Below are 26,341 nucleotides of genomic sequence, written 5' to 3' on the forward strand. Positions count from 1 at the left end.
CTCTTTTCTTTTTTCATGTGCTGAATCAGGCGGCGCGGTGGCGGCCCGGGATTGCGTCGATCAATTGGCGGGTGTAATCGCTGGAAGGCAGGGCGAAAACGTCCTCAACGTTGCCGGAATCCACCTGCTGTCCGCGGTTTAACACCGAGACGCTGTGCGAGATTTGCCGGACGGTCGCCAGATCGTGCGAGATAAACAAATAGGTCAGGCCGAGGGAATCCTGTAACTGAGAAAGCAACGTCAGGATTTGCGCCTGCACGGTGACGTCGAGCGCCGACGTGGCTTCATCGAGGATTAGCACTTTCGGCTCTAAAATTAACGCGCGCGCAATGGCCACCCGCTGGCGCTGACCGCCGGAAAGCTCACGCGGTTTGCGGCTCAGCAATTCCTCCGGCAGCGCCACGCGGCGGGCGATATCCAGCACCCGTTCACGGCGCACGGCAGCCGGGATTTTTTCGAAATTCAGCAGCGGTTCTTCGATCACGCTGAACAGCGTTTGAGACGGATCCAGCGAGGCGAACGGGTTCTGATACACCAGCTGGATTTTCCTGCGCAACTGGCGCAGCGGTTCACCTTTCAGGCGCGTGATGTCTTCGCCGTCGATCAACACGCGTCCGCTGTCCGGTTTCTGAAAACCGAGCAGAATGCGCGCCAGCGTGGTTTTACCGGAGCCGGATTCGCCCACCAGCGAATGCGTGGTGCCGCGCGGAATGCTGAATGACACGTGATCGACAGCGCGAAACGCCGCCTGATGTTTGCCGCCCAGCGTGAAATCATGGGTGATATTTTCCACCACCAGCACCGGATCTTCAGCCGCACGGATCTGCGCGCGGTGACGGCCTGAAAGGGCAGGGACGTCGGCGAACAGCTGGCGGGTGTAATCACTTTTCGGTGCGCTTAGCACTTCGGCGGTGATGCCCTGTTCCTGCACTTTGCCGTGACGGAACACCAGCAGCCGGTCGGCGCGTTCGGCGGCAATCGCCAGATCGTGCGTCACCAGCAGAACGGCGGTGCCGAACTCGCGGCGCAGTTCGTCGATCAAATCCAGAATGCGTTTTTGCACCGTGACGTCCAGCGCGCTGGTGGGTTCGTCGGCGATGATCAGCGCCGGTTTCAGCGCAATCGCAATGGCGATCAAGACGCGCTGTTTCATGCCGCCGGAAAGTTCGTGCGGATACTGCTTCGCCCGCTGTTCCGGATGCGAAAGGCCGACGCGGGTAAGCAGTTCCACCACGCGGGCGTCGCGCTGCGCGCGCGGCAGTCGCTGATGGATATCGAGAATTTCTGCCACCTGCGAACCGATGGTTTTTACCGGATCCAGCGAGCTGGTCGGATCCTGCGGTATCAGGCTGATGCGCGCACCGCGCAGGGCGTCGAGACGGCGCTGCGACCACTGGCTGATGTCGGTGCCATTGAGGCGAATTTCGCCCTGTTCGATATGACCGTTTTCCGCCAGCAGGCCGATAATCGCCTGCGCGGTCGTGGTTTTCCCCGAGCCGGATTCACCGACCAGCGCCAGCACTTCACCGGCGTGAATCGAAAACGACACGTTATGCACCACCGGTTTGCCGTCGTAGGCGATGGAAAGATTGTCCAGTTCGAGAACCGGCGGAGCGTCATGCGTAAAAGTGGCCTGTGCGTTCATCGCGTTCTCCTGCGTAATGACTGGCTGATGCGGTTGGCGGAAAGCACCACTAACACCACCACCACGCCGGGGAAGGTGGTTAACCACCAGGCGGTGGAGATGTAGTTACGGCCTTCGGCAATCAGCAAACCCCATTCCGGCGTCGGCGGTGGCGTGCCGTAACCGAGGAAACTCAGGGTGGAAATGGCGAGAATGGCGCTGCCGAACTGCAATGCGGAAAAGGCGATCACCGAGGTCAGTGAGTTGGGCAAAATGTGCCGCCACAAAATGGAGAAGAAGGAACCGCCGCTGCCGTACGCCGCTTCAACGTAATCACTGTGACGCACCAGCACCACTTCGGCGCGTGCCAGGCGGGCGAAGTTGGCGACCGACGTGACACCGACGGCGATCGCTGCATGCACCGTGCCGAAGCCGAGCAAAATAATCACGCTTAGCGACAGCAGCAGGCCGGGAATTGACAGCAATACGTCGTTGATGCGCATGACGATGGCGTCCACCAGGCCGCCGGTCGCGCCCGCCGCCAGCCCGAGCGCAGTGCCGAACACCAGCCCGAGCGCCACGGCGACCAGCGCGCCGGAAAGCGAATGCGACGCGCCGTAGACAATGCGCGCGTACACATCGCGGCCAAGCTGGTCCGTGCCCAGCCAGTGTCCGGCCTGCGGGGCCAGACGCTGCGCACCGGCAATCCCTTCGGTGCCGCTGTAGCTGGTGAATAAACCGGGGGCGATCGCCCATAAAATCACGGTCGCCATCACCAGCCACGCGAGGATCAATCCCGGTTGCAGGCGGGCGGGTTTCCAGCGGCGGCGCTGTGTGAGCGGTAATGAAAGCGTGCTTTTGCCAAGCGGTAAGCTGCTCATGCGGTGGCTCCCCGTGAGTTTTTAGACGCAGACGCTTTGAGACGCGGGTCGAGAAGCGGATACAGCAAATCGACCACTAAATTGATGCCGACAAAGGCGGCGGCAGAAATCACCACAATCGCCTGAAGCACCGCGACATCCTGATTATTCACCGCCTGCTGCGTGAGTTGCCCGAGGCCGTTAAGCCCGAACACCGTTTCGGTGATAAGCGCACCGGCAATCAGTTCGCCAAACAGCAAACCGGCAATGGTCAGCGCCGGAAGCAGGGCGTTGCGCGCCACATGACGCCACAACACGCCGCTGCGGCTGGCCCCTTTGGCGCGGGCGACGGCGACGAATGGCTGAGTTTGTACCTGATCAATGCTGCGGATAAGGATCTGCGCCAGCGGCGCGGAAATCGGCACCGCCAGCGTAATAATCGGCAAAATCAGCCCGACCCATTCACCCGGATTAATCACCGGGATCCAGCGCAGATGGAACGAAAAGAACTGAATCAGCGCGATCCCCAGCCAGAACGTCGGAATGGAGATAAACAGCGACGGCAGCGCCTGTAAGGCATTTTTCAGCCAGCCGAAATGCAGCAGGCTGGAGAGAAACGCCAGCGCAAAGGCCACCACGGCGGCCAGTGCGAAACCGATCAGCGCCAGACGCAGCGTCGGCGGGAAGTTGCTGCTGAGTAATTCAGTCACCGGTACGCCAGCCTGAATCGAATAGCCCAGATCCCCGCGCAGAAAATTGCCCAGCGTATGCAGATATTGTTGCAGCAACGGCACATCTGCGCCGTACGCGGCACGCATATCGGCGATTTGCGCCGGGCTTAATCCCATGTCCGGATTCTGAAATTTAATCAGAATCGCGTCACCGGGCAGCACTTGCAACAGGATGAAGGAGACGGTAAACGCCGCCCACAGCACCAGCAACGCCTGCCCGAATCGACCGCTCACGTATCGGCTCATGATTTACTCCCCGTCAGTTAGTGCTTTTCCAGCCACGCGCCGTAGAAGCTCGGACGCCCGACCGCTTCAAAGCTCACGCCTTTGAAATACGGCGCACCGGCAAACACCTGCGGCTCTTCGAAAATCGGAATGACATACGCCTGATCGAGCAGGTAGTTCTGCACATCGCCGGTCAGTGCCAGACGTTTTTTCGGATCCACTTCGGCAGAAATGGCCGTCAGCAGGTCGTTAAGTTTGTCGTCGCGGAAGCTTTTCACCTTGCTGCTCAGGCCGCCTTTTTGCAGCAGCGCATCACGGTTAGTCGGGTAGAAAGAACTTTTGATGACGTCCGGATCGGCGCGTCCCACTTCCACCACGTTAGCCGGGGTTTTCTCCGGATCGAGGTTATCCGCCACGCGGCTGCCCGCGTCGCCCGCCAGAATATTGAGCTTCGCGCCGACCTGGCTCCATTGCTGCGACACCAGCTGCAACACCTCTTTGTTCTGCGGTTGTGGCAGTGATTCATAGATGGTCAGCGACAGCGTTTTGCCGTCTTTCTGGCGGATGCCGTTCGGGCCCGGTTTCCAGCCCGCTTCATCAAGCAGCTTTTTAGAAAGCGTCGGGTCGTAAGTCAGTTTGTTGCTCAGATCAACATAACCGGCTGCGGTTTTGGCAATCACCGAGGTGGCCTGCGGGTAGTTTGGCGAGAACAGCGTATCGACCACCTGTTTGCTGTTGGTGGCGTGCAGCAGCGCCTGACGGACTTTCAGATCAGACACCAGCGCGTTATCGGGGCGGAACGAAATGCTGTCGTTGACGCCTTTGGTTGGCGCGGCATAAATCGGGAAGTTCTGGTCTTTGGCCTGTTTCTCGTCATAGGCCTGAACCTGACGGATGAAATCCGCCTGACCCGCCAGCAGCGCGCCGATACGCACGCTGTCTTCGCCGGTGACGATCACTTTTATGCCGTCGAGATTGGCGCGGCCCTGCTGTTTGAGGTTTTTCGGCCCCCAGTTGTAATCTTTACGCGCGGTCAGATCGACTTCTCGCCCAAGCGTTTCTTTGCTGACCACGAACGGGCCGGAACCGATGATGTGCGTGGCATCACCCAGCGCATCAAAATTGCGGTCCAGCGTGCTCAGCGACACCAGCCCGGAGCCAATCGTCGCCGTGCCCTGCAGGAAGCCCGGCGAGGATTTTTTGAAATAGAACTTCACCGTCAGCGGATCAATCACTTCGCTGTGGTCGTAGTTGTTGATGACTTCGGACACCGGCAGGTGGTGCTCTTTGTTGCCCAGACCGTAGGTATCAAAGTTTTTAGCCACCGCGCTGGCATCGAGCGGCGTGCCGTCGGAGAAGGTCACACCCGGACGCAGCTTGAAGGTGTATTCGGTTTTATCGGCGTTGAAGGACCAGGATTCGGCGATCCAGGGTTCAATCTCCAGCGTTTTCGGGTTCTGGTAGGTCAGTTTGTCGGTGATCTGATTAAGGATGCCGCCGTTCGGGTAGAAGCCGCCTGCGGGCGGATACAGGTTGGTGTGCGCCTGCTGCTCAAGATAAATCAGCGTGCCGCCCTGAACCGGTGTGCTGTCAGCGGCGATGGCGGAAAACGTGCTGGTGAGAAGTGCCCCTAAAGCCAGTGCGCGGGTGATCGCGTTTGCCCGGCGAATGTTTTGCATAGTTAAACCCTTTTTCTTATTAGCAGATGAATCACTTTTCCGTTCGCATAGAACGAAAGTGCTGGACCCATAACAAACCAATTTAAAGGGCAGGTGAACGAAGGAATTTAGCAATGGTTAGCTGGAAACGGCATTAGGGGAAACGGACGGGAGGCAGAAAGAAAAAAACCAGCGGCTAATCCGGACGGGTGGACCGGCTAACCGCTGGCGATCATCAAAAATGATGAGCTAAGGAGAAACTGAGGTCGTCAGTGATCTTTTAATGCAGCTTCTGTGCCAGTTTTTATTTCCGGCTGCGTTTTGACCTGCTGGCTGCGGCTCAGGAAGGCATTAAGCAAAATCGCGCCGAAGGTCGCCGTGCCGATGCCGCCCATGCTGAAGCCGCCGAGGCTCAGGGTAAAGTTGCCTGCGCCCAGTACCAGCGTGACCGCGACCATGATCAGATTGCCGTTAAGACCCAGATCCACCTGGTTTTGTACCCAGATGCGGGCACCGGCCACAGCGATTAATCCAAACACCACAATTGACGCGCCACCGAGCACCGGCCCCGGAATGGTGTGGATCAGTGCACCAAATTTGGGCGAGAAGCCCAACACAATGGCAACAATGGCCGCCGCGACAAAAATCAGCGTGGAATAGATTTTGGTCACCGCCATCACGCCGATGTTTTCAGCGTAAGTGGTCACACCGGTACCGCCAGCAGACGCTGAAAGTAAGGTTGCCAGACCGTCACCGACGAACGCGCGGCCCATGTACGGGTCGAGGTTTTTGCCGGTCATGCCCGCCACTGCTTTAATGTGGCCGAGGTTTTCGGCGACCAGAATGACCGCCACCGGCGCAATCATCAGCATGGCGTGCGAGCTGAACACCGGCGTGGTGATCGTCGGTAAACCAAACCACGGCGCCTGCGCCACGGCGCTGAAATCCACCGGCGCGCCCAGCCCAAGGCCGTTGGTGATCACCATATAAATCAGGTACGCCGCCACCAGCCCGAGCAACAGCAACAGGCGCTGCACCAGACCCCGGGTGAAGACCGCCACCGAGCCGATACAGAGTATGGTCATCACCGCCATCCAGCTGTCAAAAGACGATGCCGACACGCTGTTAATGGCAATCGGCGCCAGATTCAGGCCAATCGCCATCACCACCGCACCGGTCACCACCGGCGGCATCAGGCGTTCGATCCAGTGCGTGCCGACCGCCATCACCACAAAGCCGATCAGCGTATAGACGACGCCGCAGGCAATAATCCCGCTCAGCGCCACGCCGATATTCGGGTTCGCGCCGTGGCCGCTGTAGCCGGTCACCGCAATCACCAGCCCGACAAACGCGGCGCTGGAACCGAGATAACTGGGCACACGCCCGCCAACAACAAGGAAGAACAACAGGGTGCCGATGCCCGACATCAAAATCGCCATATTGGCGTCAAAACCCATCAGCAATGGCATTAAAACGGTGGCACCAAACATCGCCACCGTATGTTGCAGCCCCATGATCACCGTCGATCCAAACGGCAGCCTTTCATCCGGCGCGATCACCGCGCCATCCAGATTACCTTCTCTTTTACGCCATTGTGGAAACCAGGAGGTATTTGCCATGCTGTAAGTCCCTAATCAGGTTGAGTTAACAGGCTGTCTGACGCATCAGCGGGTGATAGCGCCGGTCGAAATACACCAGTCCGTGGCTGTCGTCGTTACGTCGTAATGCAACGGCTTCACAAAACAAAATGTCGTGCGTACCGACGCTGGTAATTTGCGTGACCTTGCAGTCAAACGACACCAGCGCATCGGTGAGGATCGGGGAGCCGGTGGCGAGACGCGCCCATTCGGCGGCGTCAAAGCGTTGCTCCATCGGCGTTTTGCCGCCGAATAAATTGGAGAGCGACTCATGGCAGTCTGCCAACGTGTTGACGCACAGCACCTGATTCTGCGTGAATGCTGCGTGCACCGACGCCGAGCGGTTCAGGCACACCAGCAATGTCGGCGGCGTATCGGTGACGCTGCACACGGCGGAGGCGGTAAAGCCCGCCCGTCCGCCGGGGCCGTCGGTGGTGATAATGTTGACGGCGGAGCCGAGGCGCGCCATCGCATCGCGGTACTCTTGCTTTTCAACAGCGGCTTGCTTTTCAACGACGGCGTTTTTATCAACAGCGGCTTGTTTCTCAATAGCGGCGTTTTTATCAACGGCAGCGATTTTTTCAGCAACAGGCATATCGGTTGCTGACAATGTGGCGTTCAGGGTTGATGGCATGGTCTGCTCCTCAGAATGAATCAGTGTGCTTACAGCACGCGACAGGCGCGGTCGAAATCAAGGCGCGGCGCGCGCGGATACACTTTGCTGCTGTCGCCGTAACCGATGTTGATCAGGAAATTGGATTTCCAGCCTTCCTGCGCCAGAAAAGTTTCATCGACCTTCGCGTTGTCAAAACCGGACATCGCGCCGGTGTCGAGCCCGAGCGAGCGACAGGCCATGATCAGATACGCGGCCTGCAAACTGCTGTTGCGAAATGCGGTGTCGTGCGCCAGTTGCGGGCTGGAGGTGAACCACGAACGGGCATCGCCGGACGGGTACAGCTCAGGCAGCAGTTCGTAGAATGCCGGATCCCAGGCAATGATCGCCGTCACTGGCGCAGTCATGGTTTTTTTCAGATTGCCGCTGGAAAGCGCCGGAGCCAGTTTCGCTTTGGCTTCCTGACTCTGAATAAATACGATGCGCACCGGGCTGCAGTTGGCCGAGGTCGGCCCCATGCGCGCCAGTTCATACAGCGTTTTCAGCTGTTCGCCGGTGACGGGTTTATCCAGCCAGCCGTTGTGGGTGCGGGCTTCGGTGAATAACGTTGCCAGTGCGCTGGCGGTTAATGCTTCGGCCATGATGTCTCCGTGGGCAGGTGGCCGGACGGCGTGGCAGGGTTTTGCGATGAATGCCGCCTCAGCCAGTCCAGTAAAATCGGGTTAAAGGTTTCCGGGTCGGTCACGCTCATTGCGTGGCCGCCGTAAAGCATGTGGATGTGCTCGCCGTGAGGCAGGCGGGAGGCGAGATCGGCAGATTGCGACCACGGCACCAGCAAATCATCTTTACAGCTGAACGCCAGCGTCGGGGCGATCACCTGCCCGAGCGATTCCGTCAGGTCGGAAGCCATCAGCGCCTGCAGGCGGTGCAGCAGGTTTTCCATTCCCTGAAAATGCGTCACCTGATGCTGGCGCTCTTCCTGCAGTAAGGCTTCATTTTCAGAAAGCCAGTCGCCCGGATACAGAAACAGCGGCTGCGCCTGCACGTAGGCATCGACGCCGCTGTTAAGCAGCAAATTCTGCCGCACTTCAAAGCAGCGGCGGGTCTGGCTGTCGAGCCTGGTCCAGCCGTTAATCACCACCAGGCTTTGCAACAGCGCCGGATAACGCAGGGCAAGATGCAGGCCGATAATGCCGCCGAGCGCGTGCCCGACTAAATGGCAGCGGCTGATGTCCAGTTCATTGAGCATGCCCGCCAGTTCGTCGGCCATGTCCTCCATCCGGTAACCGGCGGGCACCGCGCCCTGACTGACGCCGGTGCCGTGCTGGTCGTACACCACCACGCGAAAATGCTCTGCCAGCATCGCCAGTTGTGGCTGCCAGAAGCCACCGGAACCGCCCAGCCCCGAGGAGAGCACGACGGTTTCTGCATTCGCCTCTTTCTTACCCAATACCTTGTAATACATGCTGTTTCCTCAGGGTTTCAGGACAGAACGGATTATTTGCCGATATGGGCAATCGAGGCGATTTCGATCAGCGCATCCGGTTTTACCAGCCCGCACTGAATGCAGAACCGCGCCGGTTTTTCGCCCGGAAAGTATTCGGCGTAAACCTGATTCACTGCGCCGTAGTTCGCCCAGTCAGTGATGAAAATCGAGTTCATGGTGACGTCATCCATCGTGCCGCCCGCGGTTTCGATCACGCTTTTGATGATCTCCAGCACATGACGGGTTTGCGCGGCAGCGTCGCCGACATGCACCACGTTATTGTCTTTATCAAACGGCAATGTACCGGAAACGTACACCACGCCATCGGCGAGGGTGCCCGGAACAAAAGGTGCCAGCGGAACGCCGCTGCCAGCCGGAATAATGGCGCTTTTAGGCATGGTTACTCATCCTTTTCAGAAAGCGGTCAGGCCGCGTTTTGTTCAGTTTTATAGCCCACCGCGTCGCAGAAATTGCGTACGCTGGACACCCAGCCAAAAAAGGTTTCAATGTTATAAATCGCCGCTTTCTGGGCGAATTCCGGGCCTGCCTGATGGGTCGCGTCTTCCAGCACCACGCCGAAATATTCGAGGAAGAACCCGTCGCGCAGGGTGGATTCGACGCACACGTTGGTGGCAATGCCGGTGAACACCAGATGATGAATGCCGTAACTGCGCAGCAGGCTGTCGAGTTGGGTATTAAAGAAGCCGCTGTAACGCGGTTTAGGCAGCACAATGTCGCCCGGCTGCGGCTGCAGTTCATCCACCAGGTCATAATCCCAGTCGCCTTTCGCCAGCAGTTTGCCCATCAGTTCAGGCCGCTTACGCATGGTTTTCAGCGCATTGGATTTGTGGAAGTTCGGCGAACCGGCGCCTCCGGCTTCGACGTACTGATTGTCCCAGCCGTTCTGGAAGAAAATCACTTTGATCCCGGCGGCGCGGGCGGCAGCAATCGCCACTTTGATATTGGCAATCACCGGCGCGGTGGCGGAGACGTCAAAACCGGCCAGATCCAGGTAACCGCCCTGTGAGGCGTAGGCGTTTTGCATATCCACCACAATCAGCGCCGTTTGCTGCGGCGTAAACGCAATGGCTTCAGGACGTGCTGTGAGGATCGTTTCCTCGCCGGTATTTTGGGGTTCGCGGCGGACCACGGTTTGATTCTCAACAACGTTCATCATGCGACCTCTTTATGCCCGATGCCGATGTGCTGGCGGGTTTTCATTAATGGCTGAATATAACGGCCAAAGTTTTCAATGCCTTCCACGAAATCGTCAAAGGTCAGCAGCACGCCGCCGGCGCCGGGGACGGTGTCGATTTCGTCGAGCATTCTGGCGACGCTGGCGTAAGAACCGACCAGCGTGCCCATGTTGATGTTGACCGCCGAAGTCGGGTCAGCCATCTGGCGAACGTTGGTATCGGCACCGGATTTGGTGTCTTTGCTGCTCTGGTCGGTGAGCCACGCCAGGGCATCCGCGTCGGCACCGGATTTATACAACTCCCATTTGGCGCGGGCGGCGGCGTCGGTTTCATCGGCAATCACCATAAACAGCACGTAAGAGGAGACGTCGCGGTTTTCGGTTTCGGCCGCCGTTTTCATGCGCGCGGCGGTCGGCGCAAAGGCGGTCGGGGTATTGACGCCTTTGCCGAAGCAGAAGTTGAAATCGGCATGTTTGGCGGAGAAGGCCATACCGGCATCGCTTTGTCCGGCGCAGATGACTTTCATTTCGCTCTGCGGACGCGGGCTGACGCGGCAGTCGTCCATTTTGAAGAATTCGCCGTCCAGCGTGCAGTGGCCGGTGCCCCACAGGTCGCGCAGCACGCTGACGTATTCGGTCAGGTAGTCATAGCGGCGGGTGAAATAGTCATCGCCCGGCCACATGCCCATTTGCTCGTATTCCGGTTTCTGCCAGCCGGTGACCACGTTCACACCGAAACGGCCATTGGAGATGGAATCAATGGTGGCGGCCATGCGCGCGACGATCGCCGGTGGCATCACCAGCGTGGCGGCGGTGGCGTAAAGCTGAATGCGCGACGTCACGGCGGCAAGACCGGCCATCAGCGTGAACGACTCCATGTTGTGTTCCCAGAATTCGGTTTTACCGCCGAAGCCGCGCAGTTTGATCATCGAAAGCGCGAAATCAAAATGGTAGTGCTCCGCTTTCTGCACGATGGTTTTGTTCAGTTCGAAGGTTGGTTTGTACTGCGGCGCAGTTTCTGAAATTAACCAGCCGTTGTTGCCGATAGGAATAAAGACACCGATTTTCATAGCTCACCTCGATTGAAAATAAGTAGTACCAAAACAAGGGCTTGCGAAAATCTCTGCGCGGCTTGAGTGCGTCCTGCGGGTTCCGAATTGCACCGTGCTGAAATCTCCTGACGGGAGAACTATTGCAAAGGGGATGCCAGTTTTTTAATTGTTATTATTTTCAGTGGGTTAAAAAGGATCCTGACAGGCGGGTGGAGCAAATGGTCTGTTTCAGACCATTTGGTCAAAACAAACTGCACATAAATCAGGCAGGAATGTGCGGAAATGGTGCAAATTTGTTAAATTTATAACCCTTTGTGGTTATCTGGTATTAGATGGTTTGTTGCTTTCATCATCCCGACGCATAGCGATAGTCGCTGGTATCCCCATTTGTTATGATTTCTGCCTTGCCGTTTGTCTCAGGGAGACATTGTGAAGCCAATGGATGAACATCCGCTGTCAGCCGTCGGGGAAAGTAAACCCCGTAAAGCCGCGGCGAAAGCCCCCACCCGCCGCTCGCGTGCCGTTGCCGCCAAACGGGGCAATATCATGGCCGCCGCGCTGGAATTCTTTTCGTTGTACGGTATTCATGGCACCAGTCTGGATCAGGTGGCAGAGCGCGCGGACGTGTCCAAAACCAATCTGCTCTATTACTTCCCGTCGAAAGAAGATTTGTATATCGCGGTGCTGAAAGGGCTGCTGGATATCTGGCTGGCGCCGCTGAAAGCCTTGCAGTCGGATCAGCATCCGCTGGAAGCCATCCGGGAATATATCCGCCTTAAGCTGTGCGTTTCGCGCGATCACCCGCAGGCGTCAAAGTTGTTTTGTCTGGAGATGGTGCAGGGCGCGCCGCTGCTGAAACAGGAACTGGGCGGCAGCCTGAAAACGCTGGTGGAAGATAAATCAGACGTGATCCGCGGCTGGATAAAAGCCGAATTGATCGCGCCGGTTGACCCGATGCATCTGATATTTATGCTGTGGGCAACCACGCAGCATTACGCTGATTTCGGGGTGCAGGTGGAAGCCATTACCGGCAAAACGCTCAACGATCCTGACTTTTTCGAGCAGACCGTGAGTAACGTGCAGCGCATTATTACCGAAGGCATACAGCTTCGGGCTTAAAGAGGTCAGGATGGATTCGGTATCACAATTAGTATTGGGCGCGGCGGTTGGTATCGCGGTGATGGGCAAACGCACGCCGGTGTGGAAAGCGGCGCTGGCAGGCGCGGTGTGCGGCACCTTGCCCGATCTCGATGTGTTTTACGATCACGGTGACGCCATCAGCAATATGACAATGCACCGCACGGAAAGCCATGCGCTGTTTTATCTGACGCTGATTTCGCCGCTGCTGGCCTGGCTGATGGCAAAACTGTTCAGCGCCGGGCAGCATTTCAGGCACTGGTGGGGCGCGGTCTGGCTGGCATTGATCACCCATCCGCTGCTGGATCTGATGACTGTGTACGGTACCCAGCTCGGCCTGCCGTTCACGAATTATCCTTTTGCGGTCGGCAGCATTTTTATCATCGACCCGCTCTATACGCTGCCGTTGATCATCGGCGTCGGGCTGGCGCTGTACCGCGAGCAGCAACGCGGGATCATGTGGAATAACGTACTGCTGGGCGTCAGTTGTTTATATCTGGCCTGCACCGTGGTCGAGCAGCATCAGGTGACGCGCCACGTGGGCGAGGAACTGCAACGTCAGAACATTGAAAGCACGCAGGTACTGGTGACGCCCACACCGCTCAATACGCTGGTATGGCGGGTTGTGGTGATGAATAAAGACAGTTACGGCGAAGGCTTTACCTCGCTGCTGCACCCGGATTCGCCGATCCGTTTCCGCTTTTATCCACGCGGTGAAGCCCTGTATGAAGCGCATAAAGATAACGCATTTATGGCCCGCGTCGCCTGGTTCAGCCACGGGTTCTTCAGCGTAAAAGAGCAGGGCGGGCATATTCTGGTCAGCGACTTACGCATGGGTCAGGAGCCGGATTACAGCTTTGTGTTCGATCTCGGTGACATAAAAGCCGGTGCACCGCCCGAGCTGCCGGTGAAAGTAGCCTCAGCCAGACCCTCGGCCACAAAAATGTGGCAACAGTTCAGGCAGGCGCTGGACGTTGAGTGATCCGCACTAAAAACAAAGGAGCCATAAGGCTCCTTTGTTACATCAGGACATTGTTCAGGCTTTCCGGCAGCGCAACCAATATCCGATACCCAAAATGACAAACCACAATGGCGTGACGATCAGCGCCTGACGGGTGTCATCCTGCAGGGTCAGCAGCACCAGCACGCAGGCGAAGAACGCCATACAGACCCAGCACATCACTTTACCCAGCGGCATTTTGTAGATTGACGCTTCGTGCAGTTGCGGACGTTTACGGCGGTAGACCAGATAAGAGCAGAGGATGATGGTCCAGACGAACATAAACAGAATCGCAGAAACGGTGGTCACCAGCGTAAAGACGGTCATCACGTTTGGGATCAGATAAATCAGCACCACGCCGCCGAGCAGGCAGATACAGGAGAAGGTCAGGCCGTTTGACGGCACCGCGCGCGATGACAGTTTGCCAAACGCCTTCGGCGCATTGCCTTCCTGTGCCAGGCCGAACAACATGCGGCTGGTGGAGAACACGCCGCTGTTAGCGGAGGACGCCGCCGACGTCAGCACCACAAAGTTGATGATGCTCGCCGCCGCCGGAAGACCGGCCAGCACGAACAGTTCAACAAACGGACTTTTATCGGCAACCACGTGGCTCCACGGCGTGACAGACATAATCATGATCAGCGAGAACACGTAGAACATGATGATGCGCAGCGGGATGGCGTTGATGGCGCGTGGCAGCGATTTCTGCGGATCTTTGGTTTCGGCCGCGGTAGTCCCGACCAATTCAATACCGACAAACGCGAACACGGCTATCTGAAAACCGGCGAAGAAGCCGCTGATGCCTTTCGGGAAGAAGCCGCCGTCATTCCACAGATTGCTGAAAGAGGCGACGGTGCCAGCGGGCGTCTGGAAGTGGGTCAGTACCATCACCAGCCCGGCAATAATCAGCCCGACAATGGCGACGATTTTGATCATCGCGAACCAGAACTCCATCTCGCCAAACATTTTTACGGTAGCGAGATTCAGGCTGAGTAACAGCAAAACGCATAACAGCGAGGCTATCCACTGGGAAAGTCCGGGGAACCAGAATTGGGCGTAGGCGGTGATCGCCACCACGTCCGCAATGCCGGTCACCACCCAGCAGAACCAGTAGGTCCAGCCGGTGAAATACCCGGCCCATGGGCCAAGCAGATCGGCGGCAAAATCGCTGAAGGATTTGTATTCGAGGTTGGACAGCAACAGTTCGCCCATCGCGCGCATCACGAAAAACAGCATAAAGCCGATGATCATGTATACGAAGATGATAGACGGACCAGCCAGGCTGATGGTTTTTCCGGAGCCCATAAACAGACCCGTACCAATGGCGCCACCGATGGCAATCAGCTGAATATGCCGGTTGGAGAGATTGCGACGCAGACCTTCCGCGTTCTCTTCCTCCGGCTTAGCGAGGATTTTTGACTCTTCTTGCATGTTGTATTGATTCCTGTTTTTTTGCTTTTTGCGTATGAACTCCGCCATATCGCCTTTATTTCAACAAATTATGTTTTAAACCGTTGTTAATTTGACCGGCACTGGAACGACAGCGACGGGCTGACGATGTAATAGTAATGTTAAGCGCGCATTTATTATAACGGGCATGAAAAATGCCAATCGAAGAAATGTATCGTAATTTTTACATCGAGGATAACCGCGTGTTAAATAATCAGATGAGCGTGACTGCGGGGGAATAATAACGCTTTTAGGTGTGATGGGCTTCACAAATTTACGCGAGAATAACGGCAAAGAAAGTAAGGATAAGCGTTTGACATCACCGCTCAAGAGGCGAATAATCCGTCCCGTTGGGTCGTTAGCTCAGTTGGTAGAGCCGTTGACTCTTAATCAATTGGTCGCTGGTTCGAACCCAGCACGACCCACCAACATTCAGTAAATCAACGTGATAGATTTCCCCTCTGAGTTTTAATTTTTATCCCTCTGCATTTTTTCTTCACCCTTTCAGCAGGCAATGCCTGAAAAAAATCATGCCGCATTTATCGCATATAAATAAGCGCTGAGCGTGAGGGTTAATTGTAAATCGTGGAATAAGATTATTTGTCGTGTTGACGCGAAATACAAAGGGGGAAATAACAGGGAGCGGTGCGTCAGGCCTCAATATCTGAGGCCGGAACATTCTCTTTCGGATAGAAAAAATTAATACATAATTGTCGTATTAGGCTTATTACCATTTTTAAGTTGTTTTTGTACCCGCATGCACAGGCTGAAAATCAGCAGGTGAACGTGAGTGATAAAAGTACGTTCTTCGGTAAACTTGCTGCTGCGGAAAACCACCATTTCTGAACGGTTTTGTTTGGCCACCAGCAGCTCAATGCCTTTTTCGCGGAACTCGTCTTCATACGTCTTTACGATCCCGGCGGGTGCGATAAGTGTGTAGCTGTACATAGGTGTTTCCTGAATCTGAAGTGAACGTCGGGTCGGATAACTCTTAATTAGAGTATCAAATACGAGTGGGCGGTGATTAGCAATTCGGGTGGCTGATTTTCGTACGAACATCACAGATTTGTCCCGGTTTTCAGGCTTCTCATTCCTGCCTGCCGAACTCCCACCGGTTTTTGTTGCCCGCGCCGCGCACGCTGCTATCATTCGTGCATAAACTCAGGGAGATAACGATGAAAAAAACACTGGTGGCCTTGGCTGCTTTACTCTTAGCCGGGTGCGCAAGCAATCCTTATGAACCGACCCTTCAGGTCAAATCCTCTTTCGCCAATGCCAGCACCAAGGCACCGGAAGGGCAAACGCACATCAGATTGCATCGCATCGATCAGTGGTCAATGATCCCGTTTGAAAAAACCTGTCCGCTGATTGTGATTCTCGATGGTCAGACCGTGGCTTCGCTGCATTTCAATCAGTTCGTGGACCTGAATGTGCCGAATGGGATGCGCAAGGTTAAAGTCCGTCTTGCCTGCGCGCTGACCAAAACCACCGGCGCCATCACAGTGGATGCGAAGGGGCAGAGCGTTGATCTTGAAACTGACCGCAGCATTTTTGGCACCTACAATATTCGTCTTAAAAGCGGCCAGTAAGCGCTCAGCAGAGGATATAAAAAAACCGCCGCGGCGGTTTTTTTTGTTTCTGAGGCGAAGGGCACAATCAAATGTAAGGTTTCGACCATTCCAGAATCTGATCGTGTTGCAGCGGACGCGAATAGTAAAACCCCTGCACGGAATCACATTGCAGCTCTTCCAGACAACGCAGCGTGTCATTGTCTTCCACGCCTTCGGCGACCACGTGATAGCTGAGCGCGTGCGCCATATCAATCATCGATTTCACGATGACTTTGCTTTTACTGTCGCGGCTGATGCCCTGAATCAGTGACTGATCCAGTTTGAGGGTGTCCGCCGGTATTTTTTGCAGGTAATTCAGGTTGCTGTAGCCGGAGCCGAAGTCATCCAGCGCAATACTGATGCCCATGTGCCGCAGGGCGTCGAGGGAGGCAACGGCGTGAGGATTATTCATCAGTGTCTGGGTTTCCAGACACTCAATTTCCAGCATGGAGGGCGAAACCTGATGCAGGATCAACGCGGTATGAATGCGCTGAACTAAATCCTGTTCCACCAGGTTATTGGCGGTCAGATTAATCGACACCTGAATTTGTGCACCGCGCTTTTGCCACTCGGCAATCTGCCTCACCGCCTGCGTAATCACCCAGTTCGTCAGCGGAGTGATAAGCGGCGTTTTTTCTGCCAGAGGAATAAATTCTGAGGGCGAAATGATGCCGAGCGTCGGATGATGCCAGCGGATTAACGCTTCGACGCCGTGGAATTTTTTATCCGCCAGCCGGATTTTTGGCTGATAGAGCAGATGAAAATCCTCGCAGGAAGACACCGTCGCCATCAAATCATTGAGCAGATTAAACGCACGCAACTGAATTACATCGGATTCGTGCTGGTACGGCATCACCAGACGGTTGTGACTTATCGCCTCATGCAGCGAAGACATGCCTTGTCGCATGATGGTTTCGGCGCACTCAGAGGTGGACGAAAATACCGTGTAACCGGCGTGGAGGCGCACGTTAATCGGGATGTCGCTGGTAATGCTTTGCTGAATTTTGGTCGCGGCGATTTCCAGTTGCCTGAATGTCTCTTCCTGTTCATCCAGCCGTTTAATAAGGGCGAAACGCCCGAGCATCAGGCTGTAGACTTTGTCGTTCTCATTGAGCTCCGTGCGCAAAAATGAGCCGACATCTTTCAGAATATTTTCGACTTTCGGAATGCCGATCGCGCGGCCGATATCGTAGGCATACAAGGTGTCGAGCGTGTCGATCAGAATCAGCAAATAAGGCGTGTGATCAGCGGTTTTGATAAGCGTTGCGATGTCTTCCATCAATCGCTGGCGATTGGGCAGACGGGTCACGATATCTGTAAAACCGACGGAGCTGCGTGATTCGATAATATCGATGACGATGGCCGCGAGATCGGACAACATCTCGATCTCCTGCACGGTGAAATCGCGCGGCTGATTGTCAATCAGGCACAGGCTGCCGATGGCAAACCCTTTGCGGGTAATCAGCGGTGCACCGGCGTAAAAACGCATACCTTTTTCGGCGGTGACCAGCGGATTGTCACTGAAACGCGGATCTTGTTCCGCATCGTTCACCACCATCACGGAGGCAGAACGAATGGTGTGATCGCAAAAGGCGATATCACGTGCCGTCTGGCTGATGGCCATATTGGTCTTTGATTTGAACCACTGGCGATGTTCGTCCACCAGGGTAATCAGGCACATCGGGATATCAAAAATCTGTTGGGTAAGGCGGGTAATCAGATCAAGCACTTCATCCGGATTGCTGTCCGCAATATTGAGGTTTTGCAGCGCCGAGAGCCGTTTTTTTTCGTTTAGATTCAGAACCCTTTTCATTCTGTACGACCTCTGATCGCCAACCTGGACGCGTTTAGTTATGCACTATAGCGTGAGTCTCATTCATTTATCATTTTCTTTTGTCCGTTTTGCGAGGGTTGCTGTCAGTTAGTCAGGCGCAGAAAGATAGCGTTTGCGTACTATGGATTTAACACAAGATTAACGCTGCCCACATGATAAAAGGAGAATCGTATGTTAAACGACCCGTCGCAAAAATATCGCCCCTTCCCGCAGGTGAATTTACCCGACCGCCAGTGGCCGGGAAAGGTACTCGATAAAGCCCCGCAATGGTGTTCAAGCGATCTGCGTGACGGCAATCAGGCACTCGCAGAACCGATGGATAATGCGCGTAAACGTCAGTTTTTTGATTTGCTGGTGAAATGTGGTTTTAAGCAGATTGAGGTGGCGTTTCCTTCGGCTTCGCAAACCGATTTCGATTTTGTTCGCGGGCTGATTGAAGACAAATTAATTCCGGATGACGTGGTGATTCAGGTGCTGACGCCTTCGCGGCCAGATCTGATTGCCCGTACTTTTGAAGCGCTGAAGGACGTACCGCGCGCAATCGTGCATTTATATAACGCCACTGCGCCGGTGTTTCGCGAAGTGGTTTTCAATCAGGATCAGGCAGCCACGCGGGATCTGGCCGTTCGCGGCGCGCAGCAAATCCGTCAGCTTTGTGAGCAATATTCACAAACGAATTGGACGTTTGAATATTCCCCGGAAACCTTCTGCTTTACCGAACTGGAGTTTGCGCTGGAAGTGTGCGAAGCGGTAGCCGATGTCTGGGAACCGGGCACGTCGCGGCCAATGATCATTAATTTGCCGGCCACCGTTGAAGTCAGTACTCCGAATATTTATGCCGATCAGATTGAATGGTTCTGCCGTCATTTCAGCCGTCGCGGGCAGGTTTCTATCAGCGTGCATCCGCATAATGATCGGGGAACCGGCGTCGCTTGTGCCGAGCTGGCGATGCTGGCGGGAGCCGATCGCGTCGAAGGCTGTCTGTTTGGCAATGGCGAGCGCACCGGGAATGTGGATATCGTGACGCTGGCGCTGAACCTCTATACGCAGGGCGTCGCGCCGCAGCTGGATTTCAGCAATTTACAGGCGATTGTCGAAGCGGTCGAAGAGTGTAATCAGTTGCCGGTTCACCCGCGCCACCCTTATGCCGGTGAGCTGGTGTTTACCGCGTTTTCCGGATCGCATCAGGACGCCATCAAAAAAGGCTTTGCTGCGCAGAAAACCGCAGAAAATGCGGTGTGGCGCGTGCCTTATCTGCCGCTGGATCCCGCGGATGTCGGTTGCAGTTACGAAGCAGTGATCCGCGTAAACAGTCAGTCGGGGAAAAGCGGTGCCGCATGGTTACTCGAGCAGAATCATGGCCTGAAACTGCCGCGCGGCCTGCAAATTGATTTCAGTAAAGCCGTGCAACGGGATACGGATACCCACGGCAAGGAAATGAGCACCAGCGATATCTGGCGGCTGTTCCGTCAGCGTTACGGCCTGACCGAGCAACCGGTGGTGAAACTGCTGAGTTATGACATCCGCAGCGATGAGCAGAACGTTTGTCATTTCAACGCGCGTATCCGTTACCGTTATGAAGAGCAGAATATTACCGGCAGCGGCAACGGGTTGTTGTCCGGCGCAGTGGATGCGTTACGCCGTAGTTACGACATTCAGCTCGAGATTGGTGATTATCACGAGCATACGTTAGGGCATCAGAGCCACAGCCGGGCCGTGGCTTATGTGAGTTGTCAGGGTAAGCATGGGGAAACGTGCTACGGCGTGGGCATCGACAGTGATGTGTCCAGCGCATCTTTGCAGGCGCTGTTTAATGCGGCGGGCGGGATTCTGGCTGACTAAAATACTCACTCGGCGAAACGCCCAGTGAACGACGAAACATTGCACTGAAGGCGCTCGGGCTGTCATAGCCGAGCGCCAGCGCCACATCAATCACTGAATTTCCTGCCGCTAATTGCTGAAGCGCCTCGAGCAATTTAGCCTGACGCACCCAGTCACTGAAACGCAGACCGGTTTCGCGCTGAAATCGGCGGGAAAGCGTGCGGCTGCTGATGTTCAGGCGTTGCGCGACATCCTCCAGCTCCCATGATGCACTCAGATCACGGCAAATATGCTGGCTCAGCGCCAGCAGTTCCGGCTCCTGCGGTTCAGGTAAATGCAGCGGCAGCGTCGGCAAGAGGCGCAGTTCATCAAGCAGTAATTCCATGATGCGTTCATCACGGCCACCGGGCAGGTAGTCTGAAGGAAGCGTCAGCGAGACGAGAATGAGTTCACGCAGCAGCGGAGAAATCTGGACCACCTGACACTGAGCCGGCAAATCGGCGCGTGCCAGCGGATCGACGAAGAGAGTGCGGGCTTTTACGCCCCCGATAAAACGCAGACTGTGCTCAACGTGGGCGGGTAACCAAACGCCGCGCCCCGGCGGAACCATCCAGGTGCCGAGCGCGGTATGCACTTCAACAACGCCACACAACGTATGGATCAGTTGCGAGCAGTTATGGCTGTGCGCAGGTTCGCTGTCGCCATGCTGATAATCAATGGCCAGCGGCACAATGGCCTGATACGGGGCGAGAACGTTATAATGCATGAATCAGTGATGTTTCTGGTTCTTAGCGTCTTCAACTGCCTGTTTTGCTTCTTCTGCCGCCTGTTGAATTTCTTCTTCAGTCAGTTGTTCTGAGACTTCAATCAGTTCTGCAAGGCCGTCGCTAACGTGAACGTCGTCAGCTTTACTTTTGTTTTCTTTATTATTTTCGCTCATAACCGTTGTCCTGATGAAATGATAAGAGGGCGTAATTATAGCAGATTTCGTGCGGGGACGCGCTGGAAAGGCGGAGTCCGTCGGGCGACAGACTCCGGGAAAACATTACTGGCGGTAAGCGAATTTGATTTGTTGCAGGGAGTTTCTGAAGATTTCTGCCTGTTGTTCATCTTCCATCTGCGCAGCGTATTTTTCCATGTTCAACATGACCTTACCGGCATCAGCCTGACCGATAGCTTTCAAAATCAGGGTCAGAGTGGCTTTCAGGCAGGCAACTTCTGTCGCCAGGGTTTCAACGTTTGCTTCAGTGGTAAAATCGCAGTTACTCATTATTTCTCCTCAGGCAGGCTGCAAGGCAGCGCTCCCGACTTTATACAGTAAAAAGAAGGGGGTATTAACAGGTTGACCCGAAAGGGCGGGGTGCAAAGTGACAGCATTTTAGCATAGTCACAGGTTTTAGGGCACTGACAGGGCTGGCGCGGGTTAAAAGGAGGGGCGATGCAACATTTAGCGAAACGTATAACCTGAGATAAATCCATTTCCCGGAAGTCAGTACAGAATACTAAACATATTTGGAACAGGATGTTTCGCATGTTAAAAGCTAAGTTTATTCTTATAAAAACCGCGACATTTCGTGCTATTGCAAATAATCATTGGGTATATCATAGATATATGAAATTGATGCTTTGCTGATTTAATCACCTTTCTTTAAAACACGTTATTTGAACCCAAGGAATGGTGAATACATTATTTTTTACAGGAAAAAAGATGTAGCTTGATACAGACCTTATTGTTTGATTCAAAATGCTTTTTTTCTGTATCATTAATACAGGTGATGGCAGTTCTCATTTACATTCAGCAAACTAGTTTTTTGCAGACATTTGTTGGTGAAGCTGGCGAGATAGAGTAAAATGCGCGGGCTATAATAAATAACCTGAATGCCTGATTTAAAAACACTATCGCTGTGCGCTAGTGGGGTAACTGAGTTGATGTTGGCTTCTTATTGCCACCTTCTCTTCTCTACGCTGTCTGTACATATTAATGTTTAATGCCTCTTATTGTGTAAAGGCCAGCGGAAGAACCTGATGGTGTGTCGCCCTTATTTTTTGGAGAATTCTCTTTGATTAGCGTTCTTCTTGTTGATGACCACGAATTGGTGCGCGCAGGGATCCGACGCATTCTCGAAGATATCAAAGGCATCAAAGTTGTCGGGGAAGCACAATGCGGCGAAGATGCCGTGAAATGGTGCCGTACCAATGACGTTGATATTGTCCTGATGGATATGAACATGCCGGGTATTGGCGGGCTGGAAGCGACGAAGAAAATCGTCCGTTTCTCGCCGGATATCAAGATCATCATGTTAACGATTTACACTGAAAACCCGTTGCCCGCAAAAGTGATGCAGGCGGGGGCTTCCGGTTATCTGAGTAAAGGTGCAGCACCACAGGAAGTGGTCAATGCTATCCGCCTGGTTGACTCGGGTCAGCGCTACATTGCGTCTGATATCGCGCAACAAATGGCACTCAGTCAGATTGAACCGCAGTCTGAAACGCCTTTCGATTCGTTATCAGAGCGTGAGTTACAAATCATGCTGATGATTACCAAAGGGCAAAAAGTGAATGAAATTTCAGAACAACTTAACTTGAGTCCTAAGACAGTTAACAGTTATCGTTATCGGATGTTTAGTAAATTAAATATCAGCGGCGATGTTGAGTTGACCCATCTAGCTATTCGACACGGTTTGTTCAATACGGAGACTTTATCAGGCAGTGAATGATGAGCGTTTCGACCCTAAAGCCTTTCTGAAAACGGTCACCAGCCAACCGGGCGTCTACAGGATGTATGACGCCAGCGGCACCGTAATCTATGTAGGTAAAGCTAAAGACCTTAAAAAGCGTCTTTCCAGCTATTTTCGTGTTCAGGTTTCCAGCCGTAAAACGGAAACTCTGGTCAAAAATATTGCGCAAATCGATGTCACCGTGACCCATACGGAAACCGAGGCGCTTCTCCTCGAACACAACTACATCAAGCTGTATCAGCCGCGCTATAACGTACTGTTGCGTGATGACAAATCCTATCCGCTGATTTTTCTCAGCGCCGATAACCATCCACGCATTACCGTGCATCGCGGTGCCAAGCACGCAAAAGGCGAGTATTTTGGGCCGTTCCCCAACTCCTATGCGGTGCGTGAAACGCTGGCGCTGTTACAGAAACTTTTTCCGATCCGTCAGTGCGAAAACAGCGTTTACAGCAACCGTTCCCGCCCTTGTTTGCAATATCAGATTGGTCGGTGTCTCGGGCCTTGCGTGAAAGGTTTGGTCAGCGATCAGGATTATAAAGACCAGGTTGATTACGTGCGTCTGTTCCTCGAGGGGAAAGATCAGCAGGTTGTGACGCAACTGGTTAATCGCATGGAAGAAGCCAGTCAAGATTTACGCTTCGAGGATGCCGGGCGTATCCGCGATCAGATTCAGGCAGTGCGCCGGGTGACTGAGCGTCAGTTCGTTTCGGGCAACAGCGAAGATCTTGATGTTATCGGTGTGGCGTTCGAATCCGGCATGGCCTGTCTTCACGTTCTGTTTATTCGTCAGGGTAAAGTTCTGGGCAGCCGCAGCTACTATCCGAAAGTCCCCGGTGGCACTGACCTCGGCGAAGTGGTGCAAACCTTCGTCGGTCAGTTTTATCTCCAGGGTAGCCAGATGCGAACGCTGCCCGGCGAAATCCTGCTGGATTTCAGTCTGCCAGAGAAAGAGTTACTGGCTGAATCCCTGAGCCAGATAGCGGGTCGTAAAGTCCTGATTCAGAGTAAACCGCGCGGTGACCGCGCCCGTTATCTGAAACTGGCGCGCACTAACGCCTCCACGGCGCTGACCACCAAGCTGGCACAGCAGTCAACAATCCATCAGCGCATGGCTGAACTGGCGGAAACCCTTAATCTTGCGGAAATTAACCGCATGGAATGCTTCGATATCAGCCATACTATGGGCGAACAAACGGTCGCTTCCTGCGTGGTATTTGATAACAACGGCCCGGTTCGCTCTGAATACCGTCGTTACAACATTACCGGTATTACGCCGGGCGATGATTATGCCGCGATGAGTCAGGTGCTGACCCGCCGCTACAGTAAATCGCTGGATGACAAAAAAATTCCCGACGTAATTTTTATCGACGGCGGGAAAGGGCAGTTAGGAATGGCGCTGGATGTGTTTCATTCACTGGATGTGACGTGGGATAAATCGAAACCTTTACTGATTGGTATTGCGAAAGGTGCCGATCGTAAAGCAGGTCTGGAAACGTTATTCTTTGTGCCTGAAGGTGAGGGGATTGCCTTACCGTCAGATTCGCCAGCCTTACACGTTATTCAGCATATCCGTGACGATTCTCATAATCATGCCATTACCGGGCACCGTCAGCGACGTGCCAAGGTGCGGACTACCAGCGCACTTGAAGAGATTGAAGGCGTCGGGCCGAAACGACGTCAGGTATTATTGAAGTATATGGGAGGCATCCAGCCATTACTGAATGCCAGCGTCGAGGAAATTGCACAGGTACCCGGTATTTCTACCGCATTAGCAGAAAAGATTCATAATGCGTTGAAACACTAAAGCCGTTGTAGCAACATACTCATAATATCTAAACTGGACAAACAGTTACCTTCGCTATGCAATTTAATATACCGACGTGCCTCACCCTGTTCCGCGTTGCGCTGATACCTTTCTTCGTGCTCGCCTTCTATCTGCCATACCCATGGGCACCGATGGCCTGCGCGCTCATTTTTGTTTTTGCTGCCATGACAGACTGGCTTGACGGCTATCTGGCGCGCCGCCTGAAACAAACCACGCGGTTCGGTGCGTTCCTAGACCCGGTTGCCGATAAGGTGATGGTGGCCATTGCGCTTGTGCTGGTGGCGGAGTATTTCCACTCCTGGTGGATAACGTTACCGGCTGCCACCATGATTGCCCGTGAAATTATCATTTCGGCGCTGCGCGAGTGGATGGCTGAAATTGGTAAGCGAAGCAGTGTGGCGGTTTCCTGGATTGGCAAAGTGAAGACAACAGCGCAAATGCTATCGCTGGTAGCCTTGTTATGGCGTCCGGACAACATCGTTGTGGGTGTCGGTGTGGTCGCACTTTATATCGCGGCGGTGCTGACATTCTGGTCAATGTTCCAGTATTTGAACGCTGCACGTCACGATTTGCTGGAACCCTGATCAAACTGACGTAAAAAACGTCAAACGAGCGAAGGATGCAGATAATTTTATTGACTCATTCTCTCAGGTCAGTAGAATGCAACGCATCGGAAGGCAGACAGCAATGAGCCGGAAGATAGTTAAAAAAATCAGTACGTTCTGATTAAAGCGGGAATAGCTCAGTTGGTAGAGCACGACCTTGCCAAGGTCGGGGTCGCGAGTTCGAGTCTCGTTTCCCGCTCCAAATTTTATTAAACTGATCCTCGTGATTGGTTTAAGTGCAAGACAAGTAGTAAGATTTAAGGCGCGTTAACAAAGCGGTTATGTAGCGGATTGCAAATCCGCCTAGTCCGGTTCGACTCCGGAACGCGCCTCCAATTTTCCCGGAGCCCGGGTGGTGGAATCGGTAGACACAAGGGATTTAAAATCCCTCGGCCTTAGGCTGTACGAGTTCAAGTCTCGTCCCGGGTACCATGGAAAATTAGCTGAATAATCAAAAGCAATAAAGTAGTAATGTCGTTATAGCCACCTTCGGGTGGTTTTTTTATGTCTGAAATTCAGTCAGGCATCGTGAGAAACACGCGTGTGATAACGATATGTCTAAATATAATAAAGGCCACTTCTAAGAGTGGCCTTTATGTTTTTACAGCAACACGACATCTTATCAGCCCTGAGACGAAATCATTCCCTCCGTGAGTATCCGGTGAGGTTTGCGCTGATCGTTAGTGTGAGATGTAGGAAATGCAGATTAAAACAGCCCCGAAGGGCGTTTTTTAGGGCTAAAATTCACCCGGTGCTTCTGTATTACTCAGTGCCCGGATAGATAAAGGCAGGTGGTAGTTCGGTTGGCTGGTGAAAAACGCCTGAAGCGCGACGCGTTTCTTCCGGTCTATCGAAATCTCTTCCATGGTTTTGCGGAAGATACTGTAACGGCCACATGATGTGCAGGTCACAGTAACAATTTTCGCCGACATATTCACCGACGTCTTATTCGTGTTTTGACACAACGGACACTCGTCTTGAGCGTTTACAACGGTAGAACTCATAAAACCTCCGGTTTTACTTAGAGCGGCCAGTAGTCTAGCACAAAAAGGCGGCAGTTACTTAACGATAAATAAATTATCAGTGGATTTCAGCCGCGACAAGGTGTAGGGAGCGTTCAACCATTTGAAGAAATGGGAAAAACCTCAAAGTGTGCATGGGTAATTTATTGTTCATTATTATCCCTTTAATTCACACAACGCACCGGTTTGCGGCCAGATGGCTGCGAAGGTATAGTG

At 54.0% G+C, this 26,341-nt stretch carries 25 protein-coding genes and 4 tRNA genes; 11 read left to right on the top strand and 18 right to left on the bottom strand.

Annotation, left to right across the window (positions count from 1 at the left end; all coding sequences use genetic code 11):
• Nucleotides 1–25: 25 nt before the first annotated feature.
• The 11 genes from ACQZQY_RS12265 to rutA form a co-directional block, all read right to left on the bottom strand.
• A complete protein-coding gene (locus tag ACQZQY_RS12265) occupies nt 26–1,645 on the bottom strand; it encodes a dipeptide ABC transporter ATP-binding protein (protein WP_431295684.1) in 1,620 nt (539 codons plus the stop codon).
• Nucleotides 1,642–2,505 carry an ABC transporter permease gene (locus ACQZQY_RS12270; protein ID WP_056778557.1) on the bottom strand — a complete coding sequence of 288 codons (864 nt, stop codon included), beginning with the start codon at nt 2,503–2,505 and terminating at the stop codon, nt 1,642–1,644. The genes ACQZQY_RS12265 and ACQZQY_RS12270 overlap by 4 nt, the downstream gene beginning before the upstream one ends.
• Nucleotides 2,502–3,461 carry an ABC transporter permease gene (locus ACQZQY_RS12275; protein WP_122095775.1) on the bottom strand — a complete coding sequence of 320 codons (960 nt, stop codon included), beginning with the start codon at nt 3,459–3,461 and terminating at the stop codon, nt 2,502–2,504. The genes ACQZQY_RS12270 and ACQZQY_RS12275 overlap by 4 nt, the downstream gene beginning before the upstream one ends.
• 17 nt (nt 3,462–3,478) lie before the next feature.
• A complete protein-coding gene (locus ACQZQY_RS12280) occupies nt 3,479–5,119 on the bottom strand; it encodes a TIGR04028 family ABC transporter substrate-binding protein (protein ID WP_431295685.1) in 1,641 nt (546 codons plus the stop codon).
• Nucleotides 5,120–5,367: 248 nt separating this feature from the next.
• Nucleotides 5,368–6,717, bottom strand: a complete 1,350-nt coding sequence (gene rutG, locus ACQZQY_RS12285; RefSeq protein WP_431295686.1) for a pyrimidine utilization transport protein G — start codon at nt 6,715–6,717, stop codon at nt 5,368–5,370.
• Between the two features lie 25 nt (nt 6,718–6,742).
• Nucleotides 6,743–7,369: an NADH-dependent FMN reductase RutF gene (rutF, locus tag ACQZQY_RS12290; RefSeq protein ID WP_431295687.1), complete on the bottom strand. Its 627-nt coding sequence runs from the start codon at nt 7,367–7,369 to the stop codon at nt 6,743–6,745.
• Between the two features lie 29 nt (nt 7,370–7,398).
• Complete coding sequence (locus tag ACQZQY_RS12295; RefSeq protein ID WP_183846355.1) at nt 7,399–7,989, bottom strand: malonic semialdehyde reductase; 591 nt, start codon at nt 7,987–7,989, stop codon at nt 7,399–7,401.
• Nucleotides 7,974–8,813 (bottom strand): pyrimidine utilization protein D, encoded by an 840-nt coding sequence (rutD, locus tag ACQZQY_RS12300; protein ID WP_431295688.1) that lies wholly within the window; start codon nt 8,811–8,813, stop codon nt 7,974–7,976. Before rutD ends, ACQZQY_RS12295 begins: the two co-directional genes overlap by 16 nt.
• A gap of 32 nt (nt 8,814–8,845) precedes the next feature.
• Complete coding sequence (gene rutC / locus ACQZQY_RS12305) at nt 8,846–9,232, bottom strand: pyrimidine utilization protein C (RefSeq protein WP_113878315.1); 387 nt, start codon at nt 9,230–9,232, stop codon at nt 8,846–8,848.
• 26 nt (nt 9,233–9,258) lie between these two features.
• Nucleotides 9,259–10,011: a pyrimidine utilization protein B gene (gene rutB / locus ACQZQY_RS12310; RefSeq protein ID WP_181955514.1), complete on the bottom strand. Its 753-nt coding sequence runs from the start codon at nt 10,009–10,011 to the stop codon at nt 9,259–9,261.
• Nucleotides 10,008–11,099: a pyrimidine utilization protein A gene (gene rutA, locus ACQZQY_RS12315; protein WP_056778579.1), complete on the bottom strand. Its 1,092-nt coding sequence runs from the start codon at nt 11,097–11,099 to the stop codon at nt 10,008–10,010. The genes rutB and rutA overlap by 4 nt, the downstream gene beginning before the upstream one ends.
• 411 nt (nt 11,100–11,510) lie before the next feature.
• Between rutA and rutR the strand changes: the two genes are divergently transcribed.
• Complete coding sequence (rutR, locus tag ACQZQY_RS12320) at nt 11,511–12,200, top strand: HTH-type transcriptional regulator RutR (RefSeq protein ID WP_431295689.1); 690 nt, start codon at nt 11,511–11,513, stop codon at nt 12,198–12,200.
• Nucleotides 12,201–12,210: 10 nt separating this feature from the next.
• Entirely contained in the window at nt 12,211–13,200 is a 990-nt protein-coding gene (locus ACQZQY_RS12325; RefSeq protein ID WP_122095768.1) for a metal-dependent hydrolase, read from the top strand.
• 54 nt (nt 13,201–13,254) lie between these two features.
• Here ACQZQY_RS12325 and cycA read toward each other — a convergent pair whose 3' ends face one another.
• Complete coding sequence (gene cycA, locus ACQZQY_RS12330) at nt 13,255–14,649, bottom strand: D-serine/D-alanine/glycine transporter (RefSeq protein ID WP_390974872.1); 1,395 nt, start codon at nt 14,647–14,649, stop codon at nt 13,255–13,257.
• Nucleotides 14,650–15,019: 370 nt separating this feature from the next.
• Between cycA and ACQZQY_RS12335 the strand changes: the two genes are divergently transcribed.
• Nucleotides 15,020–15,095: transfer RNA gene (locus ACQZQY_RS12335), tRNA-Lys, on the top strand.
• A 271-nt stretch (nt 15,096–15,366) separates the two neighbouring features.
• On the opposite strand, the gene ACQZQY_RS12340 is transcribed toward ACQZQY_RS12335, so the two are convergent.
• Nucleotides 15,367–15,615 carry a hypothetical protein gene (locus tag ACQZQY_RS12340; protein ID WP_431295690.1) on the bottom strand — a complete coding sequence of 83 codons (249 nt, stop codon included), beginning with the start codon at nt 15,613–15,615 and terminating at the stop codon, nt 15,367–15,369.
• A gap of 227 nt (nt 15,616–15,842) precedes the next feature.
• Between ACQZQY_RS12340 and ACQZQY_RS12345 the strand changes: the two genes are divergently transcribed.
• Nucleotides 15,843–16,256, top strand: coding sequence for a hypothetical protein (locus ACQZQY_RS12345; protein ID WP_431295691.1), 414 nt, complete (start codon nt 15,843–15,845; stop codon nt 16,254–16,256).
• Between the two features lie 67 nt (nt 16,257–16,323).
• On the opposite strand, the gene ACQZQY_RS12350 is transcribed toward ACQZQY_RS12345, so the two are convergent.
• Entirely contained in the window at nt 16,324–18,090 is a 1,767-nt protein-coding gene (locus ACQZQY_RS12350; RefSeq protein ID WP_431295692.1) for a sensor domain-containing phosphodiesterase, read from the bottom strand.
• 192 nt (nt 18,091–18,282) lie between these two features.
• Here ACQZQY_RS12350 and leuA point away from each other — a divergent pair, with 192 nt between their 5' ends.
• Nucleotides 18,283–19,953 (top strand): 2-isopropylmalate synthase, encoded by a 1,671-nt coding sequence (gene leuA / locus ACQZQY_RS12355; RefSeq protein ID WP_431295693.1) that lies wholly within the window; start codon nt 18,283–18,285, stop codon nt 19,951–19,953.
• Here the strand turns inward: leuA and ACQZQY_RS12360 are convergent.
• The 3 genes from ACQZQY_RS12360 to ACQZQY_RS12370 form a co-directional block, all read right to left on the bottom strand.
• A complete protein-coding gene (locus ACQZQY_RS12360) occupies nt 19,922–20,698 on the bottom strand; it encodes an AraC family transcriptional regulator (protein ID WP_056778600.1) in 777 nt (258 codons plus the stop codon). The genes leuA and ACQZQY_RS12360 overlap by 32 nt on opposite strands.
• Nucleotides 20,699–20,701: 3 nt before the next feature.
• Nucleotides 20,702–20,872, bottom strand: coding sequence for a hypothetical protein (locus tag ACQZQY_RS12365; RefSeq protein WP_162997847.1), 171 nt, complete (start codon nt 20,870–20,872; stop codon nt 20,702–20,704).
• Between the two features lie 105 nt (nt 20,873–20,977).
• Complete coding sequence (locus ACQZQY_RS12370; protein ID WP_056778602.1) at nt 20,978–21,202, bottom strand: DUF2594 family protein; 225 nt, start codon at nt 21,200–21,202, stop codon at nt 20,978–20,980.
• A 790-nt stretch (nt 21,203–21,992) separates the two neighbouring features.
• On the opposite strand from ACQZQY_RS12370, the gene uvrY reads away from it, so the two are divergent.
• The 6 genes from uvrY (at nt 21,993) to ACQZQY_RS12400 (ending at nt 25,535) form a co-directional block, all read left to right on the top strand.
• Nucleotides 21,993–22,649 carry a UvrY/SirA/GacA family response regulator transcription factor gene (uvrY, locus tag ACQZQY_RS12375; RefSeq protein ID WP_013576296.1) on the top strand — a complete coding sequence of 219 codons (657 nt, stop codon included), beginning with the start codon at nt 21,993–21,995 and terminating at the stop codon, nt 22,647–22,649.
• Nucleotides 22,642–24,477, top strand: coding sequence for an excinuclease ABC subunit UvrC (gene uvrC, locus ACQZQY_RS12380; RefSeq protein WP_431295694.1), 1,836 nt, complete (start codon nt 22,642–22,644; stop codon nt 24,475–24,477). Before uvrY ends, uvrC begins: the two co-directional genes overlap by 8 nt.
• A gap of 56 nt (nt 24,478–24,533) precedes the next feature.
• A complete protein-coding gene (pgsA, locus tag ACQZQY_RS12385) occupies nt 24,534–25,082 on the top strand; it encodes a CDP-diacylglycerol--glycerol-3-phosphate 3-phosphatidyltransferase (protein WP_056778604.1) in 549 nt (182 codons plus the stop codon).
• A gap of 147 nt (nt 25,083–25,229) precedes the next feature.
• Nucleotides 25,230–25,305: transfer RNA gene (locus ACQZQY_RS12390), tRNA-Gly, on the top strand.
• Between the two features lie 59 nt (nt 25,306–25,364).
• Nucleotides 25,365–25,438 (top strand) — tRNA-Cys (locus tag ACQZQY_RS12395).
• 11 nt (nt 25,439–25,449) lie between these two features.
• Nucleotides 25,450–25,535: transfer RNA gene (locus ACQZQY_RS12400), tRNA-Leu, on the top strand.
• Nucleotides 25,536–25,840: 305 nt separating this feature from the next.
• Here the strand turns inward: ACQZQY_RS12400 and ACQZQY_RS12405 are convergent.
• Nucleotides 25,841–26,107, bottom strand: a complete 267-nt coding sequence (locus ACQZQY_RS12405) for a hypothetical protein (protein ID WP_056778632.1) — start codon at nt 26,105–26,107, stop codon at nt 25,841–25,843.
• Nucleotides 26,108–26,341 lie beyond the last annotated feature (234 nt).

It is taken from the genome of Rahnella sp. PAMC25559, from assembly GCF_050632365.1.
In the GTDB taxonomy this organism is placed as follows: domain Bacteria; phylum Pseudomonadota; class Gammaproteobacteria; order Enterobacterales; family Enterobacteriaceae; genus Rahnella; species Rahnella rivi.

What these genes read in the sequence shown, in the direction of transcription:
- rutA (WP_056778579.1), bottom strand. Translation starts at nt 11,099, where the DNA reads ATGAAAATCGGTGTCTTTATTCCTATCGGCAACAACGGCTGGTTAATT.
- ACQZQY_RS12360 (WP_056778600.1), bottom strand. Translation starts at nt 20,698, where the DNA reads ATGCATTATAACGTTCTCGCCCCGTATCAGGCCATTGTGCCGCTGGCC.
- ACQZQY_RS12370 (WP_056778602.1), bottom strand. Translation starts at nt 21,202, where the DNA reads ATGAGTAACTGCGATTTTACCACTGAAGCAAACGTTGAAACCCTGGCG.
- ACQZQY_RS12350 (WP_431295692.1), bottom strand. Translation starts at nt 18,090, where the DNA reads ATGAAAAGGGTTCTGAATCTAAACGAAAAAAAACGGCTCTCGGCGCTG.
- rutF (WP_431295687.1), bottom strand. Translation starts at nt 7,369, where the DNA reads ATGCCATCAACCCTGAACGCCACATTGTCAGCAACCGATATGCCTGTT.
- ACQZQY_RS12405 (WP_056778632.1), bottom strand. Translation starts at nt 26,107, where the DNA reads ATGAGTTCTACCGTTGTAAACGCTCAAGACGAGTGTCCGTTGTGTCAA.
- ACQZQY_RS12325 (WP_122095768.1), top strand. Translation starts at nt 12,211, where the DNA reads ATGGATTCGGTATCACAATTAGTATTGGGCGCGGCGGTTGGTATCGCG.
- ACQZQY_RS12265 (WP_431295684.1), bottom strand. Translation starts at nt 1,645, where the DNA reads ATGAACGCACAGGCCACTTTTACGCATGACGCTCCGCCGGTTCTCGAA.
- rutC (WP_113878315.1), bottom strand. Translation starts at nt 9,232, where the DNA reads ATGCCTAAAAGCGCCATTATTCCGGCTGGCAGCGGCGTTCCGCTGGCA.
- rutG (WP_431295686.1), bottom strand. Translation starts at nt 6,717, where the DNA reads ATGGCAAATACCTCCTGGTTTCCACAATGGCGTAAAAGAGAAGGTAAT.
- ACQZQY_RS12270 (WP_056778557.1), bottom strand. Translation starts at nt 2,505, where the DNA reads ATGAGCAGCTTACCGCTTGGCAAAAGCACGCTTTCATTACCGCTCACA.
- cycA (WP_390974872.1), bottom strand. Translation starts at nt 14,649, where the DNA reads ATGCAAGAAGAGTCAAAAATCCTCGCTAAGCCGGAGGAAGAGAACGCG.
- ACQZQY_RS12365 (WP_162997847.1), bottom strand. Translation starts at nt 20,872, where the DNA reads ATGAGCGAAAATAATAAAGAAAACAAAAGTAAAGCTGACGACGTTCAC.
- ACQZQY_RS12340 (WP_431295690.1), bottom strand. Translation starts at nt 15,615, where the DNA reads ATGTACAGCTACACACTTATCGCACCCGCCGGGATCGTAAAGACGTAT.
- pgsA (WP_056778604.1), top strand. Translation starts at nt 24,534, where the DNA reads ATGCAATTTAATATACCGACGTGCCTCACCCTGTTCCGCGTTGCGCTG.
- ACQZQY_RS12275 (WP_122095775.1), bottom strand. Translation starts at nt 3,461, where the DNA reads ATGAGCCGATACGTGAGCGGTCGATTCGGGCAGGCGTTGCTGGTGCTG.
- rutD (WP_431295688.1), bottom strand. Translation starts at nt 8,813, where the DNA reads ATGTATTACAAGGTATTGGGTAAGAAAGAGGCGAATGCAGAAACCGTC.
- rutB (WP_181955514.1), bottom strand. Translation starts at nt 10,011, where the DNA reads ATGATGAACGTTGTTGAGAATCAAACCGTGGTCCGCCGCGAACCCCAA.
- ACQZQY_RS12295 (WP_183846355.1), bottom strand. Translation starts at nt 7,989, where the DNA reads ATGGCCGAAGCATTAACCGCCAGCGCACTGGCAACGTTATTCACCGAA.
- ACQZQY_RS12280 (WP_431295685.1), bottom strand. Translation starts at nt 5,119, where the DNA reads ATGCAAAACATTCGCCGGGCAAACGCGATCACCCGCGCACTGGCTTTA.
- leuA (WP_431295693.1), top strand. Translation starts at nt 18,283, where the DNA reads ATGTTAAACGACCCGTCGCAAAAATATCGCCCCTTCCCGCAGGTGAAT.
- ACQZQY_RS12345 (WP_431295691.1), top strand. Translation starts at nt 15,843, where the DNA reads ATGAAAAAAACACTGGTGGCCTTGGCTGCTTTACTCTTAGCCGGGTGC.